Genomic DNA, 21,207 nt, shown 5'->3' on the forward strand with positions numbered 1-21,207 from the left:
CGGGACGGCCCGCGAGGGCCGCGGCAGCGGGTAGGCGGCCCCGGTCGGACGGCCCGGACGGTCCGGACGGCCTGCGCCCGCACAGCGCCAGGGGCGCACCCCGTATCCGTACGGAGTGCGCCCCTCGGTGTGTCCGGGTCTCAACAGCCCTTCAGCAAGGTGTCAGTTGTGACCGAAGCGCTTCTGCCGGCCCTTGCGCGCCATGTCGGCCGGAGAGATCTGGTCCAGATGCTGCTCCGCCTGCGTGTCCACCGACGCCGGCTGCGCGGCTGCCTGCGACGCACGCTGGGACTGCGGCTGCTTGCGCTCACGGTTCTTGTTCTTGGCCATGGTGATCTGCCTCCTGGGGGGATCTAGGGGCCAGGGCCGGGACCAGATTCACATAGCCGGACAAAGAACGCATATCGGAGAATTACCCTGTGTGACAGGCCCGGTGGTGCGACGCCTCCCCGAAACGCCACGCCGAAGATCGAGTTCCGGCCGTTAACCCACGCGCCGTCGGGCAGACTCGAAGCAAGCCCGAAGCAAGCCCGAAGCAAACCTCCCAGGAAGAGGGTGAGTCGCGTGGACCGCTGCATCGTCCTGGTGGACGCCGGGTATCTGCTGGGGGCCGCCGCCAGTCTCCTCGCCGGGGAACCCTCCAGGTCCCGCATCACCGTCGACCACGCCGCCCTGATCCAGGGACTGCGGGAACGCGCGGAGTCCGACACCGAGCGGCCGCTGCTGCGCATCTACTGGTTCGACGGCGCCCCCGACCGTGTTCCACAGCCCGAGCACCGCAGGCTGCGGGTGATGCCCCGGGTCACCGTCCGGCTCGGCGCCCTGACCCGCAGCGACGGCCGCTGGGCGCAGAAGGGCGTGGACGCCGCCATGCACGCCGAGCTCACCGAACTGGCCCGCAACCACGCCTGCTCGGACATCGTCCTGGTCACCGGGGACGGCGACCTGCTGCCCGGCATGACGGCCGCCAAGGAACACGGCGTCGCCGTCCACCTGTGGGCCGTACAGGCCGCCGACGGCGACTACAACCAGTCCGAGGACCTCGTGGCCGAGGCGGACGAACGGCGCGTGCTGGACCGGGCCTGGATCACCCGGGCAGTACGGGCCAAGGAGCTGACCGGCGTGTGTCCGCCGCCGCCCGGGCCCCGGCCGGAGATCGCCGCGATCCTGGCCGCGCCGCTGCCGGACGCGCCGCTCCCGAGGGCCGCCGAGCCCCCCGCCGAGGAGCCCGCCGCGCATCCGGCCGCCGGGGCCGGACCGCCTCCCGCCGAGGAGCGGGCGCCCGCCTCCAAGGGCGTTCCCACGCCGAAGGACCTCGCCGCCCTGCACGGGCCCGGCGCGCACCCCGCCCCGCATCCGCCCCAGCACCCGGCGAGCGCCACCCTGCGCTGGTCCTCCGACAAGGGATGGGTGGACCGGCCCGGCGTCGCCGCGGAGCCGCCGGAGATCGCCTCCATGCCGACCCTGGCCCAGCTCACCACGGCCGAGCAGCGCTGGGCCGACCGGGAGGAGGACATCACCACGGTCGGCGGTGACCCGTACGAGGTGGGGCAGGTCTTCGCGCGCAGGTGGATCGCGCGGCTGGGCGACCAGGGGCACCTCCAGCGGCTCGCCGCGATGTACCCGCGCATCCCGCACCGCATCGACGGGGAGCTGCTCCGGTACGCGGCCCGCTTCGGGCTGCTGGCCCACAAGGACGACCAGATCGACGAGCACGACCGGTACGCCATCCGCGCCGGGTTCTGGCGCGAGTTCGACGTCCCCGCGAGCGCGGAGCACGCGTCCGCGGGGGAGTGACCCCTCGCGGCCGGGCGCCGCCCGCCCGTCCGCCGCGGGCGCGGATGCGGTGCGGCGCGGGCCGCCCCGGGAACCGGAGCGGGCCCGTGACCCCGTAGGCTCGTCCCTTGTGAGTACGCGCGCGGCACAGGCCGAGGGACACCCCGGGGACGTCGTGTGCTCGGTGCGCGGGCTGACCAAGACCTATCCGGCGACCCGCGGACGCCGCGGAGTGCCGGCCGCGCCCGCCGTGCGCGCCACCGACGGTATCGCGCTGGACATCCGGCGCGGCGAGATCTTCGGGCTGCTGGGCCCGAACGGGGCCGGGAAGACCACGCTGGTCCGCCAGCTCACCGGACTGATGCGGCCCGACGCGGGCGCGGTGAGCATCCTCGGCCACGACATCGTGCGCCATCCCGAACGGGCCGCGCGCATCCTGGCGTACCTCGGGCAGGACTCGACCGCCCTGGACGACCTGACCGTGGCGCTCGCCGCCGAGACGACCGGCCGGCTGCGCGGGCTCGACGCCCGCCGGGCGCGGACCGAGCGGGACGGTGTGCTGGAGGAGCTGGGCCTGACCGCTCTCGCCTCCCGGCCGCTGAAGAAGCTGTCCGGCGGGCAGCGCCGGCTGGCCTGTCTGGCGGCCGCCCTGGTCGGCCCCCGGCCGCTGCTGGTGCTCGACGAACCGACCACCGCGATGGACCCGGTCGCACGGCGCGCCGTCTGGTCCGCCGTCGACCGGCGCCGCGCCGAGCACGCCACGACGGTGCTGCTCGTCACCCACAACGTGATCGAGGCCGAGACGGTCCTGGACCGGGTGGCCGTGCTGGACCGCGGGCGGGTGATCGCCTGCGACACACCGGCCGGGCTCAAGGAGCAGGTGGCGGGCGAGGTGCGGGTGGAGCTGGTGTGGCGGGACCGGGCGCCCCTGGAGGTGCCCGAGGTCGCCGCGCTGCGCGAGGCGGCCGTGGAGGCGGGCCGCCGCTGGACCCTGCGGCTCGGCCCGGAGGAGGCGCGCGCCGTCGTGGCCACGGTCACCGGCGGCGCGGCGTTCGCCGCCCTGGACGACTTCACCCTCGCCACCCCCAGCCTGGAGGACGTGTACCTGGCCCTGGGCGGGGCCGCGCGGCAGGGACTGGTGAAGGCGTGAGCGGCCGGGCCGCGCGAACCGTACGGGAGAATGCGGCGCGGGCCGTGCGCGACGATGCGGGGTCCGGGGCGACGACCGCGGGCAAGCCCGGGAAGGGGAGCAGCGCGAAGTGAGTGCCGTACCCGCTCAGGTGCTGCGGGGCAGCGCCCTGGAGCCGGAGGGGCGGGCCGCCGACGCGGCCGAGCTCGGGCCGCGGGCGAGGCTGTGGCCGTCGCTGGCGGCCGTGTACCGGGCACAGCTGTCCCGGGCGCGGGTCGCGCGCATCCCGCTGCTGTTCGTGGCGACCTTCCAGTCGGTCGGCATCCTGGTCATGATGCGCGGGGTGGTCGACGGCGGCAGCCAGGCCGAGCACGTGGTGGCCGGCGCCGCGGTGCTCGTGGTCGCCTTCGTCGCGCTGAACCTGCTCGCACAGTACTTCGGGCAGCTGCGGGCGACCGGCGGGCTCGACCACTACGCGACCCTGCCGGTGCCGCCGGCGGCGGTGGTGCTCGGAGCGGCGGGGGCGTACGCCTCCTTCACCGTGCCCGGGACCTTCGTGACGGCCGCGTTCGGGTGCCTGCTGTTCGGGCTGCCGCTGACCAACCTGTGGGTGCTGCTCGCCGTCGTACCGCTCGCCGGGGCCGCGCTGTCCGGGCTGGGCGCCGCGCTCGGGCTGCTCGCGCCGCGGCCGGAGCTGGCCACCGTGCTGGGGCAGCTCGGCATGTCGGCGGCGCTGCTGCTGGGCGTGCTGCCGCCGGAGCGGATGCCGCAGTTCGTGCGGTTCGCGCGGGATCTGCTGCCCTCGACCTACGGCGTCGAGGCGTACGCCCGCACCTTCTCCGCGCAGCCCGGCTGGGCCGCGGTCGCCGGGGACCTCGCCGTGTGCGCCGGGGTCGGCGGGATCTCGCTGGCCGTGGCCACCTGGGCGTACCGCCGGGCCGCCGTCCGGTGACGCACCGGCCGGGCGGGCCTGGCACGATGTCAGGGTGACCGCACCGCTGAATCCGCCGCCGCCACCGCACGAACACGAACAGCCGGCGCACCGCTGGTCCTCCGGGCCGTACGGTGCGTGGCCGCCGCCGGACGGCGGGACGGCCGGACACGCGGACGGACAGGACGGTCCCGGGATGAAGACGGAACTGCGGGAGGCGGCGGTGATCACCGTCGCGGTGGCGCTGTGCGGGCTGCTGCTCGGGGTGCTGTGGAGCTGGCTCGCCCCGCGGATCCCGCTGGTCGGGGAGCTGACCGACGGGAACTGGGTCGTCTACGTCAAGGACACCGAGGGGGAGCAGGCCATCGGGGCCGACGGAACGTTCACTCTGCTCGGGCTGGCCTTCGGCGCGGTGACCGCGCTGGCGGTGTTCCTCGTCCGGCGCAGGGGTGGCGTACCGCTGGTCGCCGCCCTGGCGCTCGGCGGGCTGCTCGGTTCTCTGCTGGCCTGGTGGCTCGGGGTGCGGCTCGGGCCCGCGCAGGACGTGCTGGCCCGCGCCAAGGAGGTCGGGGCCGGGGTGACCTTCTCGGCGCCGCTGGAGCTGAACGCGGGGGTGGCGGTGCTGGCCTGGCCGATCGCCGCCCTCCTGACCCACCTCGGCCTCACCGCCCTGTTCACCCGCCCCGACCCCGAACCTCCGCTTCCCCCCGCCTGACCGCCGGAGAGCAGCCGACCGCCGGGTGTACCGGCCGGGGTGGGGATCCGCGTGACCGGCCCCGGACGGCCCGCGAACGGGGCGCACGCGGGGGCGGGGCGGCGCCGGGTGGGCCGCCGCCCGGCAGGCACGCCCGCCCGCGGCCGCACCCCGGGGGCTCGGGGAACCGCGCACCCGGCCACGGGCGGCCCGGGTCCGGGAGGGCGCAGGGGCTCAGAGGCGGGCGATGGGCGCGAGGACCGCGTCGGTGCGGGCGGCCAGGTCGGAGGGGGCCAGCTCGACCTCCAGACCGCGGCGCCCGGCCGAGACGCAGATCGTGGCGTGCGAGGAGGCGGAGGAGTCCAGGACGGTCGGCAGTCTCTTCCGCTGCCCCAGCGGGGAGATCCCGCCCCGCACGTACCCCGTCGTGCGCTCGGCGAGAGCGGGCTCGGCCATGGCCGCCCGCTTGCCGCCCACCGCGGAGGCCAGCGCCTTGAGGTCGAGGGAGCCCGCGACGGGTACGACGGCGACGGTCAGTGACCCGTCCACGTCCGCGACGAGCGTCTTGAAGACCCGGTCGGGGGAGACGCCCATCGCCTCGGCCGCCTCCTCGCCGTAGGAGGGGTGCAAGGGGTCGTGGTCGTAGGAGTGCACCCGGTAGTCCACCCCCGCCGCCGTGAGGGCCACCGTCGCCGGCGTACCCCCGCCCGGCTGCTTCTGCTTCTGCTGCTTCTGCTTCTTTGCCATGTCCTCAGTTCAGACTCGTACGACCGCGCGTCAGGTCCTGTGCCGGCAGAGACGGCAGACTACGGATGATCGCGGTCTCCGCGCGAAGGAGTTTCAGCTCGTCCCGGAGTCTGGACGCCGTGTCGGGGGCCTGGAGCAGCCGCTGGCGGGCCGGGGTGTCCAGCACCATCGCGGCGGCGACCAGATACGACACCACCGAGGGCTCGTCCGGCAGCTCGGTCCCGGTCGTCAGGGACCGCTCCCGGGCGCCCGCGAGCCGTTTCTGGTACTGCCGGAAGGCGCGCAGCACGCCCTCGGCGAGCGCCCCCGCCTCGTCCCCCGGCTCCTCGTCGAGCGGCTCCAGCTCCGCCGTGAGGAACGGCCCGGTCGCGTCGACGGAGAGCAGCCGGACCCGGGTGGTCCCGGTGGCCAGCACCTCGAAGGTGCCGTCGGGCCGCTCCCGGATCGTCGCCGCGTCCGCGATGCAGCCGACCGCGTGGAACGCCTTGGCCGGGTCGGCGCCGAACCCGGCGGCGGGCCCGTGCTCCGGCACGGCGGTCGGATCGGGCAGGCCCGGCTCGCTGGGCGCGACCTCGTGGCCGTCGCGGATCGCCACGACGGCGAACCGCCGGGGTTCGTCCTCGGGCGTCTTCAAGAGGGTCTGCATCATGGCGCGGTAGCGCTCCTCGAAGACGTTCAGCGGGAGCACGAGCCCCGGGAACAGCACCGAGTTCAGCGGAAAGAGCGGCAGGCGGACGGTGGTCACGGCGCAAAAGCCTAATGGTCGGCGGAGCGGGCGGGTCCGGGGCGTCCGGCGTGGGGGTGTCGGACGGGGAGCAGCCCGGCCGGGCGGCCCCCGGCCAGCAGCCCGGCGCGCACCCGCAGGAACACCCCCAGCGCGTCCTCCCCAACCCGGCTCCACGGGAAGGACGTGGCGTACGGGCCGGTCAGCCGCAGCTGCTCCAGGGCGTCCCCGCAACGGCCCAGCAGCACCAGCACGCAGGCCAGCAGATTGCGGACCTGCGCGGGCCACGGGTCGGCCGCCGGGAACCGGGACGACAGCGCGAGCGCCCGGTCGGCGGCCGCGTGCAGCCGGGCGCGCGGCACCTCGGGCCCGCAGCCGTCGGCCAGGCAGGCGTAGGCCGCCCGCACCGGGAGCGCCTGCACCAGGGAGTCCTCGGGCGCGTCCTGCGCGGCGCGGTCGGCGAAGTCGAGGCAGGCCCGGTGCGAGCCGGGGTACGACGCGGCGAGGTAGCGCAGGGCCGCGACATGGCAGCCGTGGTGGTGCGGACAGCGCCGGACCGCCGCCTCCCACAGCTCGCCGAAGTAGGTGTGCCCGGCTCGTGAGCCGCGGGCGTGGTCCAGTGCCAGCCGCCACGGCACCGGGTCGCGGTGGTCGCCGTGCGCGGTGGCCGTGATCACCGGGCTCAGCTCGCGCAGCAGCTCCGCGCGGGCCGGTGACGCCCAGACGCGGTCCACCGCGAGCTGCGCGCCGACCAGCAGCGCGTCGGGGTCGTGCGGGGCGGCCGCACGCCACTCGTGCAGCCACTCCGGGCGCGCGTGTGCGAACAACGCCAGCCGCGCCGTGTAGCGGTCGCGGGACTCCCACTCGCGGCGGATCCGGGTCCGGGCGAGCAGCGCCGCGGCGGGCCCGTACTCGCCGCGGCCGGCGCCGACCAGGGCGGGTCCGAGGCGGTCGTCGGGCGCGTCGAGCAGCACGTCGTCGTCGGCCGGCAGGCCGGCGGTGCGGAGCGCGCGGGGGGACGGGCCGGTGGGCGGGCCGGCGGCGGGGCCGCCGGTCCCGGACGAGGAGCGGGACAGCCCGACGGCGCGGAGGAAGGGGTGCAGCAGAGCCATGGTCCGCCCATTCAAGGTCCGCGGGACCGGACCGCGCCAGACTCCGTACGCAAACCGGCGAAGGTTGTACACCACTCGGTCAAGGAAGGGTAAAGGGCGCCACCTCAGGAGCCAGCCGGGACCCGGCAGCCCCCCGGGGCCCCCGGACCTCAGCAGGCCCCTGGACCTCAGCAGGCCCCTGGAACTCAGCAGGCCCTTCGTTTTCAGCAGGCCCCGGGACCTCAGCAGGCCCTTGGGGCCTCAGCAGGCCCTGGACCTCAGCAGGCCCTTGGACTTCAGCAGGCCCCTGGACTTCAGCAGGCCCCTGGACCTCAGCAGGCCCCCGGGAGGACCTCAGCAGGCCCTGGACCTCAGCAGGCCCCTGGACCTCAGCAGGCCCTTCGTTTTCAGCAGGCCCCGGGGTCACCCGGGCCTCAACAGCCCCCTGGGTCGCTCGGGCCACAGCAGTTCCCAGGGCCCCGGACCGCGGCAGCCACCGGAGACACCGCAGGTCCCTGGCCCGACCGCGGTACCCGGCCCGGCCCGCGGTCCCGAGCCCGGCCGCGGTTCCGAGCCCCCGGCGGCCCCGAGCCCCCGGCGGTCCCGAGCCCGGCCGCGGCCTCGGGGACCGCCGGGGCCGCCGCGGTGCCGGGAGCCCTCGCCGCGCAGCGACGCCGCGGGCGCGCCCGGCCGCGGCGGCCCCGGCGTCACCCCGGTCGCAGCAGCCGGGTGGCTCCCGCGGCGACCGTCGTCGCCAGGACCCAGCCCAGCAGGACCAGCGCCGCCTCCAGCCACTGCCAGCCGCCCCGCAGCTGCCACATCCCGGCCTGCCCCAGGTCGATCACCGGCAGCAGCAGGTCGAGGGCGAACAGCAGCGGGTTCCACGGCGGGTCCCCGGCGTCCTCCTTCACCGCGGGCCGGCCCGCGAAGGCGAAGGCGAGCGAGCCCGCCGCCCACAGCACCACCATCCACAGCGCGGCCCGCCCCGGCCGGTACCCGTAGGCCACCACCCAGTCCTGGAGGTACCCCCACACCTTGGGCCCCAGCGGCAGCGTCTCGCGCCGGCGGCGCTGCTTGGCGAGCAGCACCCTGCGGGCGTCCACGTCCTCGCCGCCCGCCCGCAGCACGGACGCCAGCCGCTCGTACGGCTCCGGGCTGTACTCCGCGGTCGCCGCGGCCACCCACGCCAGCCGCTGGGCGGGCGAGAACGGCCCGTGCGGGACCAGGTTCTCGTACGCGAACCCGCCGATGTGGAGCCGGCCGGGCCCCGGCCAGCTGGCCGCCCGGTCCACCAGGTTCACGACCCGCGCCCCGGACAGCGCCACACTGCCGAACCGCGGCGCCTCACCGAGGAAGCGCAGCTCGGGCGTCTGCACCCGGCGCAGCGACAGCTCCTGGTCCTCCGCCAGCTCCAGCCGGGCCCGCTCCAGGTCCACGGCGTCCCCGAACCGGCCGTCGTCCAGGCGGACCCCGCCCACGCACTCGAAGGGCTGGATCCGCGTCCCGCGCGGCGGCGTCAGCCCGCTGAGCAGGCCGCCGTCGACCGCCGCCGGGGTCATGTACACCGTGCGGCCCACGGTCAGCTGCGGCGCGTTGAGCGCGAGCCGCCCCTCCGGGTTGGCCAGCCGCGCCCCCCGCAGGCTCAGCGACACGCCGACCGAAGCGCCGCGCAGCCGCAGCTCGCCGCGGGACTGAAGCAGCTCGGCCTGCACGTCCTGCCCCACGCTCAGGCCGTCCCCGGCTATGGAGCGGCCGTGCCGGTCGGCGCCGACGACGGCCTGGTTCAGCATCAGGTCGGTGCCGATGTGCGCGTCGGTGAGCCGCACGCCGTGCGGGAAGCGGCAGCGCGGCAGGTGCAGATCGCCCTCGGTGTGCACCCGGGCGGCCTCCAGCCGCGGCACCGCGCAGTCCACCAGCCGCAGCGTGGTGAAACGGGCCTCCGGCACCAGCACCTCCCGGTCGAACCGGCAGCCGCGCAGTTCGACGTAGGGCACCACCGTGCCGCCCGCCAGGTCCACCGTGTCCCGGATCCGCACCCCGGACAGCTTCAGCGACGACACCCGCCCGGCCAGCGCGGGCGGCCCGTCCAGCAGCAGCCAGCACACGATCCGCGCCCGCACGGTCCGCTCCGGACCCCACGGCCGCCCGCCGTGCGGATCGTCGGCCGCCCGGTCCCCGCTGCCCAGGTCGTACACGCTGCCGTTGCGGAACGCCTGCCACATGCCCACCTCGGCGGCCGTCAGGTCCTCCGGCGGCTCCCCGTGCCCCTCGGTCACGACCGAACGCCTCCCTCCCCGGCGTCACGCACGCCGGGTACGACCGTTCATGCCCGGTGGGTGACGCGCCGAACGCCGATGGTGACGGTGAGGCACCCGGGGTTGTATCAGCCATTGATACGCGCGAACGGCCCGGGACGCCGGTCTGCGAGAATTGGCACCGTGATCTCCCGAATGATCTCCCGAATCGATCTGCGCGGCGACGCCCTCCCGGAGGGCCCCGCCCTGCGCGACCTGCTGCCCCGAGCCGACTTCGACGTTCAGGCCGCCCTGGAGAAGGTGCGCCCGATCTGCGAGGCCGTGCATCATCGCGGCGACGCGGCGCTGATCGACTTCGCGGAGCAGTTCGACGGGGTGCGGCTGGAGTCCGTCCGGGTCCCCGCGGAGGCGCTCACCCGGGCCCTGGACGAGCTCGACCCGGCCGTCCGCGCCGCCCTGGAGGAGTCCGTCCGGCGCGCCCGGCTGGTCCACCGCGCCCAGCGCCGCGCCGCCCACACCACCCAGGTCGTGCCCGGCGGCACGGTCACCGAGAAGTGGGTGCCGGTCGACCGGGTCGGCCTGTACGCCCCGGGCGGCCGCTCCGTCTACCCGTCGTCCGTCGTGATGAACGTCGTGCCCGCCCAGGAGGCCGGCGTCGCCTCCGTCGCGCTCGCCTCACCCGCCCAGGCCGGCTTCGGCGGCCTGCCGCACCCGACGATCCTCGCCGCGTGCGCACTGCTCGGCGTCGACGAGGTGTACGCGGCCGGCGGCGCCACCGCCGTCGCGATGTTCGCCCACGGCACCGAGTCCTGCCCGCCCGCGGCCATGGTCACCGGCCCCGGCAACATCTGGGTCGCCGCCGCCAAGCGCTACTTCACCGGCCGGATCGGCATCGACGCCGAGGCCGGTCCGACCGAGATCGCGATCCTGGCCGACGCCACCGCCGACCCGGCGCACGTCGCCTCCGACCTGATCAGCCAGGCCGAGCACGACCCGCTCGCCGCCGCCGTCCTGGTCACCGACTCGCCGGACCTCGCCGACGCGGTGGAGAAGGAACTGGTCACCCAGGTCGCCGCCAGCAAGCACATCGAGGACCGCATCATGCCCGCGCTCAGCGGCAAGCAGTCCGCGATCGTCCTGGTCGACGGCGTCGACGAGGGCCTGCGCGTCGTCAACGCCTACGGCGCCGAGCACCTGGAGATCCAGACCGCCGACGCGGCCGCCGTCGCCGACCGGGTGCGCAACGCCGGCGCGGTCTTCATCGGCCCCTGGGCGCCGGTCTCCCTCGGCGACTACGCCGCCGGGTCCAACCACGTACTGCCCACCGGCGGCTGCGCCTGCCACTCCTCCGGCCTGTCCGTCCAGTCCTTCCTGCGCGGCATCCACATCGTCGACTACACCCGCGAGGCGCTGGCCGACGTCGCCCACCACGTGGTCACACTGGCGGAGGCGGAGGATCTGCCCGCACACGGCGCAGCGGTCAAGGCACGGTTCGGCTGGAAGGTACCGACGAGCAAGTGAACCCCGGAATCGACGACCTCCCCGTACGGGACGAGCTGCGCGGCAAGTCCCCCTACGGCGCGCCCCAGCTGGACGTCCCCGTACGGCTGAACACCAACGAGAACCCCTACCCGCTGCCGGAGCCGCTGGTCGAGCGGATCGCCGAGCGGGTGCGCGAGGCCGCCCGCCACCTCAACCGCTACCCCGACCGCGACGCCGTCGAGCTGCGCACCCGGCTCGCCGCCTACCTGACCCGGAGCTGCGGGTACGAGGTCGGCCCGGACCAGGTGTGGGCCGCCAACGGCTCCAACGAGGTCATCCAGCAGCTGCTGCAGACCTTCGGCGGCCCCGGCCGCACCGCGCTCGGCTTCGAGCCGTCGTACTCCATGCACGCCCTCATCGCCCGGGGCACCGGCACCCGCTGGGTCGCCGGGCCCCGCGGCGAGGACTTCGGCATCGACCTTCCGGCCGCCGAGCGCGCCGTCGCCGAGACCCGTCCCGACGTCGTCTTCGTCACCACCCCCAACAACCCCACCGGCAACGCGGTCCCGGCCGACACGGTCCGTGCGCTGTACGAGGCGGCGCAGGCGGCCAGGCCGTCGATGGTGGTGGTCGACGAGGCGTACGTCGAGTTCAGCCACGGCGACTCGCTGCTGCCGCTGCTCGCGGGCCGGCCCCACCTGGTCGTCTCGCGCACCATGTCGAAGGCGTTCGGCGCGGCCGGCCTGCGCCTGGGCTACCTCGCCGCGCACCCGGCCGTGGTGGACGCCGTGCAGCTGGTCCGGCTGCCGTACCACCTGTCGGCCGTCACGCAGGCCACCGCGCTGGCCGCGCTGGAGCACACCGACACCCTGCTCGGCTACGTCGAGCAGCTCAAGGCCGAACGGGACCGGCTGGTCGCCGAACTGCGTGCGACCGGCTACGAGGTGACGGCCTCGGACGCCAACTTCGTGCAGTTCGGCCGCTTCGACGGCGAGGGCGGCGCCCACGCCGCCTGGCAGCGGATCCTCGACCGGGGCGTCCTGGTCCGGGACAACGGCGTACCGGGGTGGCTGCGGGTCACCGCCGGCACCCCCGAGGAGAACGACGCGTTCCTGGACGCGGTCCGTGAACTGAAGAAGGAGCAGAGCGCATGAACCGCGTAGGACGCGTGGAGCGGGTCACCAAGGAGACCTCGGTCCTCGTCGAGATGGACCTCGACGGCACCGGCCAGGTCGACGTGGCGACCGGGGTCGGCTTCTACGACCACATGCTCGACCAGCTCGGCCGGCACGGCCTGTTCGACCTCACCGTGAAGACCGAGGGCGACCTGCACATCGACTCCCACCACACCATCGAGGACACCGCCCTCGCCCTGGGAGCCGCGTTCCGGCAGGCCCTCGGCGACAAGGTCGGCATCTACCGCTTCGGCAACTGCACGGTCCCGCTGGACGAGTCCCTCGCCCAGGTCACCGTCGACCTCAGCGGCCGGCCCTACCTGGTGCACACCGAGCCCGAGAACATGGCCCCCATGATCGGCGCCTACGACACCACCATGACCCGGCACATCCTGGAGTCCTTCGTGGCCCAGGCGCAGATCGCCCTGCACGTGCACGTGCCCTACGGGCGCAACGCGCACCACATCGTGGAGTGCCAGTTCAAGGCCCTCGCCCGCGCCCTGCGCTACGCCAGCGAGCGCGACCCGCGCGCGGCCGGCATCCTCCCCTCCACGAAGGGCGCGCTGTGAACGGCCTGTCGACCGTCCTGATCGTCGTCGGGCTGTTCCTCGTCGGCGGCATCATCTCCTTCGCCAAGCAGCAGATGCCGAAGAGCCTGATCGTGCTCCTCTCGATCGGCGCCGGCATGTGCCTGCTCGCCGGCGTGGTGCGGCTGGAGGTGTGGAATTGAGCACCGGATCCCAGACCGGATCCCAGACCGGATCCCAGACCGGATCCCAGACCGGATCCCGGACCGGATCCCGGACCGGATCCGGGTCCCGGTCCCGGTCCAAGAAGGTCGTCGTCTTCGACTACGGCTTCGGCAACGTCCGCTCCGCGGAGCGCGCCCTCGCCCGCGTCGGCGCCGACGTGGAGATCACCCGCGACTTCGACACCGCGATGAACGCCGACGGCCTGCTGGTGCCCGGCGTCGGCGCCTTCGCCTCCTGCATGAAGGGCCTCAGGGAGGCCCGCGGCGACTGGGTCGTCGACCGGCGGCTGTCCGGCGGGCGCCCCGTGATGGGCATCTGCGTGGGCATGCAGATCCTGTTCGCGCGCGGTATCGAGCACGGCGTGCAGACCGAGGGCCTCGACGAGTGGCCCGGCGCGGTCGAACCGCTCCGGGCCGGCGTCGTGCCCCACATGGGCTGGAACACCGTCGACGCACCGGCCGGCTCGGAGCTGTTCGCCGGTCTCGACGCGGACGCGCGCTACTACTTCGTGCACTCCTACGCCGTCCGCGACTGGACGCTGGAGATCCACAACCCGCGCATCGACGCCCCCAGGGTCACCTGGACGACGTACGGCGAGCCCTTCGTCGCCGCCGTCGAGAACGGCGCCCTGTGGGCCACCCAGTTCCACCCCGAGAAGTCCGGCGACGCCGGAGCCCAGCTCCTCACCAACTGGATCGGAACCCTGTGAGCACGCTCGAACTCCTCCCCGCCGTCGACGTCCGCGACGGCCAGGCGGTCCGCCTGGTGCACGGCGAGTCCGGCACCGAGACCTCCTACGGCTCCCCGCTGGAGGCCGCCCTCGCCTGGCAGCGCGCCGGCGCCGAGTGGCTGCACCTGGTCGACCTGGACGCCGCGTTCGGCACCGGCGACAACCGGGAACTCGTCGCCGAGGTCACCCGCGCCATGGACATCAAGGTGGAGCTGTCCGGCGGCATCCGCGACGACGCCTCCCTGGCCGCAGCCCTGGCCACCGGCTGCACCCGCGTCAACCTCGGCACCGCCGCCCTGGAGACCCCCGAATGGGTCGCGCGGGTCATCGCCGAGCACGGCGACCGGATCGCCGTCGGCCTCGACGTCCGCGGCACCACCCTCCGCGGCCGCGGCTGGACCCGCGACGGCGGCGACCTCTACGAGACGCTGAAGCGCCTCGACGGCGAGGGCTGCGCACGCTACGTCGTCACCGACATCGCCAAGGACGGCACCCTGCAGGGCCCCAACCTGGAGCTGCTGAAGAACGTGTGCGCGGCCACCGACCGCCCGGTCGTCGCCTCCGGCGGCGTGTCCTCGCTGGACGACCTGCGCGCCCTCGCCGCGCTGGTGCCGCTCGGCGTCGAGGGCGCCATCGTCGGCAAGGCCCTGTACGCCGAGGCGTTCACCCTGGAAGAGGCGCTGGAGGCCGTGGCGTCATGACGTCCGACGGCGTACGGCGGGTGCAGAGCGGCAGCCCCTGGGAGGAGTCCATCGGATACGCGCGCGCCGTCGCGGCCGGCGACCGCGTGCTGGTCAGCGGCACCACGGCGTTCCGCGGCGCGGTGCTGCACGGCGAGGGCGACCCCTACGAGCAGGCCAGAACGGCGTTCGCGACCTCCCTGGAGGCGATCTCCGCGTTCGGGCTGGGACCCGAGTCGGTGATCCGGACCCGGATGTACCTGACGCACCAGCGGGACGTCGAGGCGGTCGGCCGGGCCCACCACGAGTTCTTCGACGCCGTCCGCCCGGCGGCGACCCTCCTCGTCGTGGAGGGCTTCATCGACCCGCGCATCCTGGTCGAAGTGGAAATAGAGGCATACCGAGCACAGTCGGAGGAGTCCGGTTCATGACCCTGGCGGTCCGAGTCATCCCCTGCCTGGACGTGGACAACGGCCGGGTCGTCAAAGGGGTCAACTTCCAGCACCTGCGGGACGCGGGCGACCCCGTCGAGATGGCCAGGATCTACGACGCCGAGGGCGCCGACGAGCTGACCTTCCTCGACATCACCGCCTCCTCGGGCGACCGCGAGACCACCTACGACGTGGTGCGCCGCACCGCCGAGCAGGTGTTCATCCCGCTCACCGTCGGCGGCGGCGTCCGCACCGCGCAGGACGTGGACAGGCTGCTGCGGGCGGGCGCGGACAAGGTCGGGGTGAACACGGCCGCGATCGCCCGCCCGGACCTGATCCGCGAGATCGCCGAGCGCTTCGGCCGCCAGGTGCTGGTGCTGTCGGTCGACGCGCGGCGCACCGCGGGCGGGTCGTTCGAGGTGACGACCCACGGCGGCCGCCGCGGCACCGGCATCGACGCCGTCGAGTGGGCGCACCGGGCGGCCGAGCTGGGCGCGGGGGAGATCCTGCTGAACTCGATGGACGCCGACGGCACGAAGGACGGCTACGACCTTCGGATGATCGAGGCCGTCCGCAGGCATGTGTCGGTGCCGCTGATCGCCTCCGGCGGCGCGGGCAGCCTCGGCCACTTCCCGCCCGCCATCGACTCCGGCGCGGACGCGGTGCTGGCAGCCTCGGTGTTCCACTTCGGCGACCTGCGCATCGGCGAGGTGAAGCAGACCCTGCGGGAGGCCGGCCACCCCGTCCGGTAGCCCGTCACCCGGCCCGCCTGACCGGGCCGTGCCCCCGGCCCTCCGCGAAGGGGCCCGGGGCGCGCCCCGGTGTCAGATCCCGAGCTGCTTGCCCGCGTGCAGCCGGGCGACGGCCTCCGCGTCGCCCTCCACGTCCACCTCGGCCGCGGCCTGCCGGCCGTAGAGGTAGAGCACCAGCTCCGACGGCTCGCCGGTCACCGTGACCACGGGCGTGCCGCGGCGGGCGACCGCCGTCTGCCCGTCCGGGCGCCGCAGCACCAGCCCGGTCGCGGCGCCGCGGCCCATCAGCCGGGCCGTCCGCTCCAGCCGCGACCACAGCGCGTCCTGGAACACGGGGTCCAGCTCGCGCCGGGTCCAGCCCTCCTGGGCGCGGCGCACGTCCTCGGCGTGCACATAGAACTCGATCGTGTTGGACGCCTCGTCGAGCTGCTTGAGGCTGAACGGGGAGAACCGCGGCGGCCCGGTGCGGATCAGGTCGAGCAGCTCGTCGTACGGCCTGGCCGCGAACTCCTCCATCGCCTTGTCCAGGCGCGGAGCGAGCTGCTTGATCAGGATGCCCCCGGCGGCGTCGGGGCGGCGCTCGCGCACCACCACGTGGGCGGCCAGGTCCCGGGTGCGCCAGCCCTCGCACAGGGTCGGGGCGTCCGGTCCGGCGGTTTCCAAGAGGTCGGCGAGCAGAAGCCGTTCACGCATCGCGAAGGTCGACATGCGGCAAGCCTACGTCCGGACGGTGAGGCCGCCCAGTGGACGCTCCGTCCCGCGCCCGTCCCGTCCGGCCCGGGCCCCGGAGGCCCGCGCGGCCCAGCCGGCCGGCCCCGGGTACCGAAGGCGCCGGGCCGCCCCCGAGACGCCTCCCGGACGCCTCCCGGACGCCTCCGGGGACCCGGCCGGAGCGCGGCCCCCGGGTCCACGCCCTGGACGGCCGCCCGTCACCGTCCGGACCACCCGGCACAATGGCACCCATGACCAGTACGCCCCCGCCCAGCGGCCTCGCCCCCGAGATCGCCGCGCGCCTCAAGCGCAGCCCCGACGGACTCCTGCCCGCCATCGCCCAGCAGTACGACACCGGAGAGGTGCTCATGCTCGGCTGGATGGACGACGAGGCGCTGCACCGCACCCTCACCACCGGCCGCTGCACGTACTGGTCCCGCAGCCGGCAGGAGTACTGGGTCAAGGGCGACACCTCCGGCCACGTCCAGCGGGTGAAATCGGTGGCCCTGGACTGCGACGCCGACACCGTGCTCGTCAAGGTCGACCAGGTGGGCGCCGCCTGCCACACGGGAGCGCGCACCTGCTTCGACGAGGCCGTTCTGCTCGGGGACGCGGGCGACGGCGCCGCCGCCCGGGAGAAGTAGGGTCGGCCGCCATGGACCTCGACACGTTCCGCAAGCTCGCCACCGACCGGCGGGTCGTCCCCGTCACCCGCAAACTCCTCGCCGACGGCGACACCCCGGTCGGGCTCTACCGCAAGCTCACCGCCGAGCGCCCCGGCACCTTTCTGCTGGAGTCCGCGGAGAACGGACGCGCCGCGTACCAGTGGTCCCGGTACTCCTTCGTGGGCGTCCGCTCCGCCGCCACCCTGACCGTCCGCGACGGCCGTACCCACTGGCTCGGCACCCCGCCCGTCGGCGTCCCCGTCGACGGCGACCCGCTGGCCGCCCTGCGGGCCACCGTCGAGGCCCTGCACACCCCGCACCAGGAGGGCCTGCCGCCCTTCACCGGCGGCATGGTCGGCTACCTCGGCTACGACATCGTGCGCCGCCTGGAGAAGATCGGCCCCGGCGACCGCGACGACCTGAAGCTGCCCGAACTGACCATGCTCCTCACCAGCGACCTCGCGGTGATGGACCACTGGGAGGGCTCGGTCCTGCTGATCGCCAACGCGATCAACCACAACGACCTGGACACCGGCGTCGACGAGGCCTACGCGGACGCCGTCGCCCGCCTCGACGCCATGGAGGCGGACCTGGCCCGCCCGGTCGCCCAGCCCCCGGCCGTGCTGCCGCCCTCCGAGCTGCCGGAGTACACCGTCCGCTGGGGCGGCCCCGACTTCCGGGACGCCGTCGAGGACATCAAGGAGCGCATCCGGGCCGGCGAGGCCTTCCAGGTGGTGCCCTCGCAGCGGTTCGAGACGCCGTGCACGGCGAGCGCCCTGGACGTGTACCGGGTGCTGCGGGCGACCAACCCGTCGCCGTACATGTACCTGATCCGGCTGCCCCACGAGGACGGCGGCGCCTTCGACGTGGTCGGGTCCTCCCCGGAGGCGCTCGTCAAGGTCGAGGACGGGCGGGCGATGCTGCACCCCATCGCCGGCACCCGGCACCGCGGCGCCACCCCGCAGGAGGACCAGGCCCTCGCCGACGAGCTGCTCGCCGACCCCAAGGAGCGCGCCGAGCACCTGATGCTCGTCGACCTCGGGCGCAACGACCTGGGCCGGGTGTGCGAGCCGGGCTCGGTCGAGGTCGTCGACTTCATGTCGATCGAGCGGTACTCGCACGTCATGCACATCGTCTCCACCGTCACCGGCAAGGTGGCCCCCGGCCGCACCGCGTTCGACGTGCTCACCGCCTGCTTCCCGGCCGGCACCCTGTCCGGCGCGCCCAAGCCGCGGGCGATGCAGATCATCGACGAGCTGGAACCGTCCCGGCGCGGCCTGTACGGCGGCTGCGTCGGCTACCTCGACTTCGCCGGCGACTCCGACACCGCCATCGCCATCCGCACCGCCCTGCTCCGCGACGGCACCGCCCATGTGCAGGCGGGCGCCGGCATCGTCGCCGACTCCGACCCGGCCGCCGAGGACCAGGAGTGCCGCAACAAGGCGGCGGCGGTGCTGCGCGCCGTGCACACGGCGAACCGGATCGGCGGCAACGCCCCGGGCGGGCCGGGCGGTTCGCGGGGTCCGGCCGCGGTGAGCGGTGCGGCCGGGCGGGGCGCCCCCGGCGTCCCGGGCGGAAACTAGGGCGCTTCTCACGCGGGCCCCGGGTGCCGGTTCACCCGGGGTCCGGGTGATAGTGGAGTACGTGACTGCTGCCGTACCTCACCCCCGTACCGAAGCCGCCCGAACCCCCCGAACCGCCCGAACCGCCCGGAGCGGTCGCCGCAGCCTCGCCGTCGCCCTGCTGTGCGGGGCCCTCGGCGCGGCCGTGACGCTGCTGGCCACCCGCCGCAGCTGGTCGGAGGGCACCGCGACGGTGGCCGGCGGCGACTTCCCGCTGAGCGTCAGCGGCAGCGACGTCACCGGCGTCCCCGCCGCGCTGGCGGTGGTGGGCCTGGCCGCGCTCGTCGCCGTGTTCGCCGTCCGCCGGGCCGGCCGCCTCCTGGTCGCCGGGCTGCTCGCGCTGGCCGGTGCCGGTACCGTCGCGGCCGCCCTGGCGGGCGCCGCCGACCGCTCCGCGCTCGACGAGCAGGCCGCCCGGGTCTCCGGTGACACCTCCGCCACGGTCGGCGCGCTCGGCCACACGGCCTGGCCCTACGTGGCCGCGGCCGGCGGCCTGCTGATCCTGGTCGCCGGGCTGCTCGCCCTGCGGCACGGCCGGCACTGGCCCGCGATGTCCGGCCGCTACGAGCGCGCCGGGACCGCCCGCCCCCGCCGCGGCCGGCCGCCGGCCGACCCCGACCGGCCCGAGGAGCTGTGGAAGGCGCTCGACCGCGGCGAGGACCCCACCGGCACCGACCCCGCCGGTACCGATCCCGCCGGCACCGACCCCGCCGGCACCGACCTCACCGGCACCGACCCCACAGGCACCGATCCCGCCGGCACGGGCCCCGAGGGTGCCGCTCGCAGGGGCACCGGCTCCGCCGGCACCGATCCGGCCTGACGGCCGTGCCGCGGGCGCGAGCCACCGACGTGACGCCATGGACGTGACGCCACCTACGTGACGCCATGGACGCGACGCCACCCACGTGACGGAACCGACGTGATCGGTTCGCACCCCCGCGTCCCGCACGCCCGCGCGTACGGGACAATGGACGACGAGCGTCAGGCTCACACACGCACACAGCTACGAGGAGCAAGCAATGGCGGGCAGCAGCGACGGTCACGGTCACACCCCGGCCGCCTGGACGGGTGTCATCATCGCCTTCATCGGTTTCTGTGCCGCGGGCGCCTTCATGGTGATGGACAACCCGCTCGGCTTCTGGGCCGGCATGGTGGTCGTGGTCCTCGGCGGCGTCGTCGGTGTCGCCATGCGCGCCATGGGCATGGGTGCCCCCAAGGCCCAGCCGCTGGCCATGGCCGACGCCCCCGTGGTCCCCGCGGCCGCGTCCCGCGAGCCGGTGCCCGCGGAGGGCTGAGCCCCGCACCCGGCGCGACCGGCCCGGCGCGACCGGCCCGGCACGGCCGTACGCGGGCGGCCGCGCCCCGGCGCACTCGCGCAACCGCTCACCCACGGGGCGGCCCGGTGACCGGGCCGCCCCCGGGCATGCCCGGAGACCGCCCGGCGGGCACAATGCGAGACGTGAACGCCGACCCCGGGCCAGTGCCCCGCCCCGCCGACCACGACGGCCGCCCCCTGCGCCGGTTCGCCGTACCCGCCGGAATGCTCGCGGCCGTCGCCGGGGCCTTCGCCTACGTCGGGACCGTCGACCCCTACGAACCCGGCCACTACCCCGTCTGCCCCCTGCTGCACCTGACCGGCCTGTACTGCCCCGGCTGCGGCGGGCTGCGCAGCGCGCACGCCTTCGTGCACGGCGACCTCTCCGCCGCCCTGCACGCCAACGCGCCGGCCGTCGCCGCCTACGTCGGCTTCGCCGTGCTGTGGACCGTATGGGTGGTCCGCGCGGCGCGCGGACGGCCGCTGCGCATCGAGCTCGGCCGGGCGCAGCTGTGGGCCGTGGGCACGTTGCTGCTGGTCTTCACGGTTGTCCGGAACCTGCCCTTCGGCGCCTGGCTGCTTCCCTGACCGGTCACGGAATGTCCAGGTTCTGGGACCGCCGTCAACCGGATGCGAGGGCTTCGCCCCCTTCCGGATACCATCGCAGTGACCATTGCTTCACCCCTGGTCGCACGAACTGTCAACCGTCTGGAAGGGGGCCGCTCGCGTGAGTGTGCTCGACGAGATCATCGACGGAGTCCGAGCCGACCTCGCGGAGCGGCAGGCGCGCGTCAGCCTCGACGAGCTCAAGGAGCGCGCGGCGAAGGCTCCCGCGGCGAAGGACGGCGCGGCCGCGCTGCGCGGCGAGGGCGTCAAGGTCATCTGCGAGGTCAAGCGCTCCAGCCCGTCCAAGGGCGCGCTGGCCGCGATCGCCGACCCGGCCGGACTCGCCGCGGACTACGAGGCGGGCGGTGCGGCCGTCATCTCCGTCCTCACCGAGCAGCGCCGCTTCGGCGGCTCCCTCGCCGACCTGGAGGCGGTCCGCGCCCGCGTCGACATCCCGGTGCTGCGCAAGGACTTCATCGTCACGTCGTACCAGCTGTGGGAGGCCCGTGCGTACGGCGCCGACCTGGCGCTGCTGATCGTCGCCGCCCTCGACCAGCCGGCCCTGGAGTCGCTCATCGAGCGCGCCGAGTCCATCGGCCTGACGCCGCTCGTCGAGGTCCACGACGAGGACGAGGTGGAGCGCGCGGTGGCCGCCGGGGCCAAGGTCGTCGGCGTCAACGCCCGCAACCTGAAGACCCTGGAGGTCGACCGCGGGACCTTCGAGCGCGTCGCCCCCGAGATCCCCGGCAGTGTCGTCAAGGTCGCCGAGTCCGGCGTCCGCGGCCCGCACGACCTCATCGCCTACGCCAACGCGGGCGCCGACGCGGTCCTCGTGGGCGAGTCCCTGGTGACCGGCAAGGACCCCAAGGGCGCCGTCGCCGACCTGGTCGCGGCCGGTGAGCACCCCGCGCTGCGGCACGGCCGGGGCTGACCCCCCGC

The 21,207-nt window shown here is 75.0% G+C and carries 22 protein-coding genes and 2 pseudogenes; 18 read left to right on the forward strand and 6 right to left on the reverse strand.

Annotated features, from left to right (window positions below; genetic code table 11):
• Nucleotides 1-162: 162 nt before the first annotated feature.
• Nucleotides 163-330 carry a hypothetical protein gene (locus tag AC5K6T_RS05870; RefSeq protein ID WP_493206246.1) on the reverse strand — a complete coding sequence of 56 codons (168 nt, stop codon included), beginning with the start codon at nucleotides 328-330 and terminating at the stop codon, nucleotides 163-165.
• A gap of 234 nt (nucleotides 331-564) precedes the next feature.
• Between AC5K6T_RS05870 and AC5K6T_RS05875 the strand changes: the two genes are divergently transcribed.
• The 4 genes from AC5K6T_RS05875 to AC5K6T_RS05890 all read left to right on the forward strand — a co-directional run bounded on the left by AC5K6T_RS05875 (nucleotide 565) and on the right by AC5K6T_RS05890 (nucleotide 4,551).
• The gene (locus AC5K6T_RS05875; protein WP_493206248.1) at nucleotides 565-1,797 is read left to right on the forward strand and encodes an NYN domain-containing protein; all 1,233 of its coding nucleotides are present in this window, start codon (nucleotides 565-567) and stop codon (nucleotides 1,795-1,797) included.
• A gap of 154 nt (nucleotides 1,798-1,951) precedes the next feature.
• Nucleotides 1,952-2,926, forward strand: a complete 975-nt coding sequence (locus tag AC5K6T_RS05880; protein ID WP_493207367.1) for an ABC transporter ATP-binding protein — start codon at nucleotides 1,952-1,954, stop codon at nucleotides 2,924-2,926.
• 109 nt (nucleotides 2,927-3,035) lie between these two features.
• A complete protein-coding gene (locus tag AC5K6T_RS05885; RefSeq protein ID WP_493206249.1) occupies nucleotides 3,036-3,857 on the forward strand; it encodes an ABC transporter permease in 822 nt (273 codons plus the stop codon).
• A 34-nt stretch (nucleotides 3,858-3,891) separates the two neighbouring features.
• Nucleotides 3,892-4,551 carry an AAA family ATPase gene (locus AC5K6T_RS05890; RefSeq protein WP_493206250.1) on the forward strand — a complete coding sequence of 220 codons (660 nt, stop codon included), beginning with the start codon at nucleotides 3,892-3,894 and terminating at the stop codon, nucleotides 4,549-4,551.
• A 213-nt stretch (nucleotides 4,552-4,764) separates the two neighbouring features.
• Here AC5K6T_RS05890 and ybaK read toward each other — a convergent pair whose 3' ends face one another.
• From ybaK to AC5K6T_RS05910, 4 genes are all read right to left on the reverse strand, one after another.
• A complete protein-coding gene (gene ybaK / locus AC5K6T_RS05895; RefSeq protein WP_493206251.1) occupies nucleotides 4,765-5,277 on the reverse strand; it encodes a Cys-tRNA(Pro) deacylase in 513 nt (170 codons plus the stop codon).
• Between the two features lie 4 nt (nucleotides 5,278-5,281).
• Nucleotides 5,282-6,022 carry an LON peptidase substrate-binding domain-containing protein gene (locus AC5K6T_RS05900; RefSeq protein ID WP_493206253.1) on the reverse strand — a complete coding sequence of 247 codons (741 nt, stop codon included), beginning with the start codon at nucleotides 6,020-6,022 and terminating at the stop codon, nucleotides 5,282-5,284.
• 11 nt (nucleotides 6,023-6,033) lie between these two features.
• Nucleotides 6,034-7,113: a hypothetical protein gene (locus AC5K6T_RS05905; protein ID WP_493206255.1), complete on the reverse strand. Its 1,080-nt coding sequence runs from the start codon at nucleotides 7,111-7,113 to the stop codon at nucleotides 6,034-6,036.
• Between the two features lie 686 nt (nucleotides 7,114-7,799).
• A complete protein-coding gene (locus AC5K6T_RS05910) occupies nucleotides 7,800-9,314 on the reverse strand; it encodes an oxidoreductase (RefSeq protein WP_493207369.1) in 1,515 nt (504 codons plus the stop codon).
• Between the two features lie 228 nt (nucleotides 9,315-9,542).
• On the opposite strand from AC5K6T_RS05910, the gene hisD reads away from it, so the two are divergent.
• From hisD to hisF, 8 genes are read left to right on the forward strand one after another with little or no spacing between them, the layout of a single operon-like run.
• The gene (hisD, locus tag AC5K6T_RS05915) at nucleotides 9,543-10,868 is read left to right on the forward strand and encodes a histidinol dehydrogenase (protein ID WP_493207371.1); all 1,326 of its coding nucleotides are present in this window, start codon (nucleotides 9,543-9,545) and stop codon (nucleotides 10,866-10,868) included.
• Nucleotides 10,865-11,983 carry a histidinol-phosphate transaminase gene (locus AC5K6T_RS05920; RefSeq protein ID WP_493206257.1) on the forward strand — a complete coding sequence of 373 codons (1,119 nt, stop codon included), beginning with the start codon at nucleotides 10,865-10,867 and terminating at the stop codon, nucleotides 11,981-11,983. Before hisD ends, AC5K6T_RS05920 begins: the two co-directional genes overlap by 4 nt.
• Nucleotides 11,980-12,573, forward strand: a complete 594-nt coding sequence (gene hisB, locus AC5K6T_RS05925) for an imidazoleglycerol-phosphate dehydratase HisB (protein WP_493206259.1) — start codon at nucleotides 11,980-11,982, stop codon at nucleotides 12,571-12,573. Before AC5K6T_RS05920 ends, hisB begins: the two co-directional genes overlap by 4 nt.
• Nucleotides 12,570-12,734: a hypothetical protein gene (locus tag AC5K6T_RS05930; protein WP_493206261.1), complete on the forward strand. Its 165-nt coding sequence runs from the start codon at nucleotides 12,570-12,572 to the stop codon at nucleotides 12,732-12,734. The genes hisB and AC5K6T_RS05930 overlap by 4 nt, the downstream gene beginning before the upstream one ends.
• Nucleotides 12,731-13,465 (forward strand): imidazole glycerol phosphate synthase subunit HisH, encoded by a 735-nt coding sequence (gene hisH, locus AC5K6T_RS05935; protein WP_493206262.1) that lies wholly within the window; start codon nucleotides 12,731-12,733, stop codon nucleotides 13,463-13,465. The genes AC5K6T_RS05930 and hisH overlap by 4 nt, the downstream gene beginning before the upstream one ends.
• On the forward strand, nucleotides 13,462-14,187 hold the full coding sequence (gene priA / locus AC5K6T_RS05940) for a bifunctional 1-(5-phosphoribosyl)-5-((5-phosphoribosylamino)methylideneamino)imidazole-4-carboxamide isomerase/phosphoribosylanthranilate isomerase PriA (RefSeq protein ID WP_493206263.1): 726 nt from the start codon (nucleotides 13,462-13,464) through the stop codon (nucleotides 14,185-14,187). Before hisH ends, priA begins: the two co-directional genes overlap by 4 nt.
• On the forward strand, nucleotides 14,184-14,597 hold the full coding sequence (locus tag AC5K6T_RS05945) for a RidA family protein (RefSeq protein ID WP_493206264.1): 414 nt from the start codon (nucleotides 14,184-14,186) through the stop codon (nucleotides 14,595-14,597). Before priA ends, AC5K6T_RS05945 begins: the two co-directional genes overlap by 4 nt.
• A complete protein-coding gene (gene hisF / locus AC5K6T_RS05950) occupies nucleotides 14,594-15,349 on the forward strand; it encodes an imidazole glycerol phosphate synthase subunit HisF (protein ID WP_493206266.1) in 756 nt (251 codons plus the stop codon). The genes AC5K6T_RS05945 and hisF overlap by 4 nt, the downstream gene beginning before the upstream one ends.
• 72 nt (nucleotides 15,350-15,421) lie before the next feature.
• Here the strand turns inward: hisF and AC5K6T_RS05955 are convergent, their stop codons facing one another.
• A complete protein-coding gene (locus AC5K6T_RS05955) occupies nucleotides 15,422-16,057 on the reverse strand; it encodes a TIGR03085 family metal-binding protein (protein ID WP_493206267.1) in 636 nt (211 codons plus the stop codon).
• A 254-nt stretch (nucleotides 16,058-16,311) separates the two neighbouring features.
• Here AC5K6T_RS05955 and hisI point away from each other — a divergent pair, with 254 nt between their 5' ends.
• The 6 genes and pseudogenes from hisI to trpC all read left to right on the forward strand — a co-directional run bounded on the left by hisI (nucleotide 16,312) and on the right by trpC (nucleotide 21,199).
• Nucleotides 16,312-16,704: a phosphoribosyl-AMP cyclohydrolase gene (hisI, locus tag AC5K6T_RS05960; protein WP_493206268.1), complete on the forward strand. Its 393-nt coding sequence runs from the start codon at nucleotides 16,312-16,314 to the stop codon at nucleotides 16,702-16,704.
• 11 nt (nucleotides 16,705-16,715) lie between these two features.
• A pseudogene (locus AC5K6T_RS05965) lies at nucleotides 16,716-18,212 on the forward strand (anthranilate synthase component I); the annotation flags it as partial.
• 148 nt (nucleotides 18,213-18,360) lie between these two features.
• Nucleotides 18,361-19,017: pseudogene (locus AC5K6T_RS05970) on the forward strand (TIGR02234 family membrane protein); the annotation flags it as partial.
• Between the two features lie 349 nt (nucleotides 19,018-19,366).
• On the forward strand, nucleotides 19,367-19,642 hold the full coding sequence (locus tag AC5K6T_RS05975) for an HGxxPAAW family protein (protein ID WP_493206269.1): 276 nt from the start codon (nucleotides 19,367-19,369) through the stop codon (nucleotides 19,640-19,642).
• A gap of 155 nt (nucleotides 19,643-19,797) precedes the next feature.
• Nucleotides 19,798-20,250 (forward strand): DUF2752 domain-containing protein, encoded by a 453-nt coding sequence (locus AC5K6T_RS05980; protein ID WP_493206270.1) that lies wholly within the window; start codon nucleotides 19,798-19,800, stop codon nucleotides 20,248-20,250.
• Between the two features lie 139 nt (nucleotides 20,251-20,389).
• Entirely contained in the window at nucleotides 20,390-21,199 is an 810-nt protein-coding gene (gene trpC / locus AC5K6T_RS05985; RefSeq protein WP_493206272.1) for an indole-3-glycerol phosphate synthase TrpC, read from the forward strand.
• Nucleotides 21,200-21,207: the final 8 nt, after the last annotated feature.

The organism is Streptomyces sp. B8-7 (genome assembly GCF_058833805.1).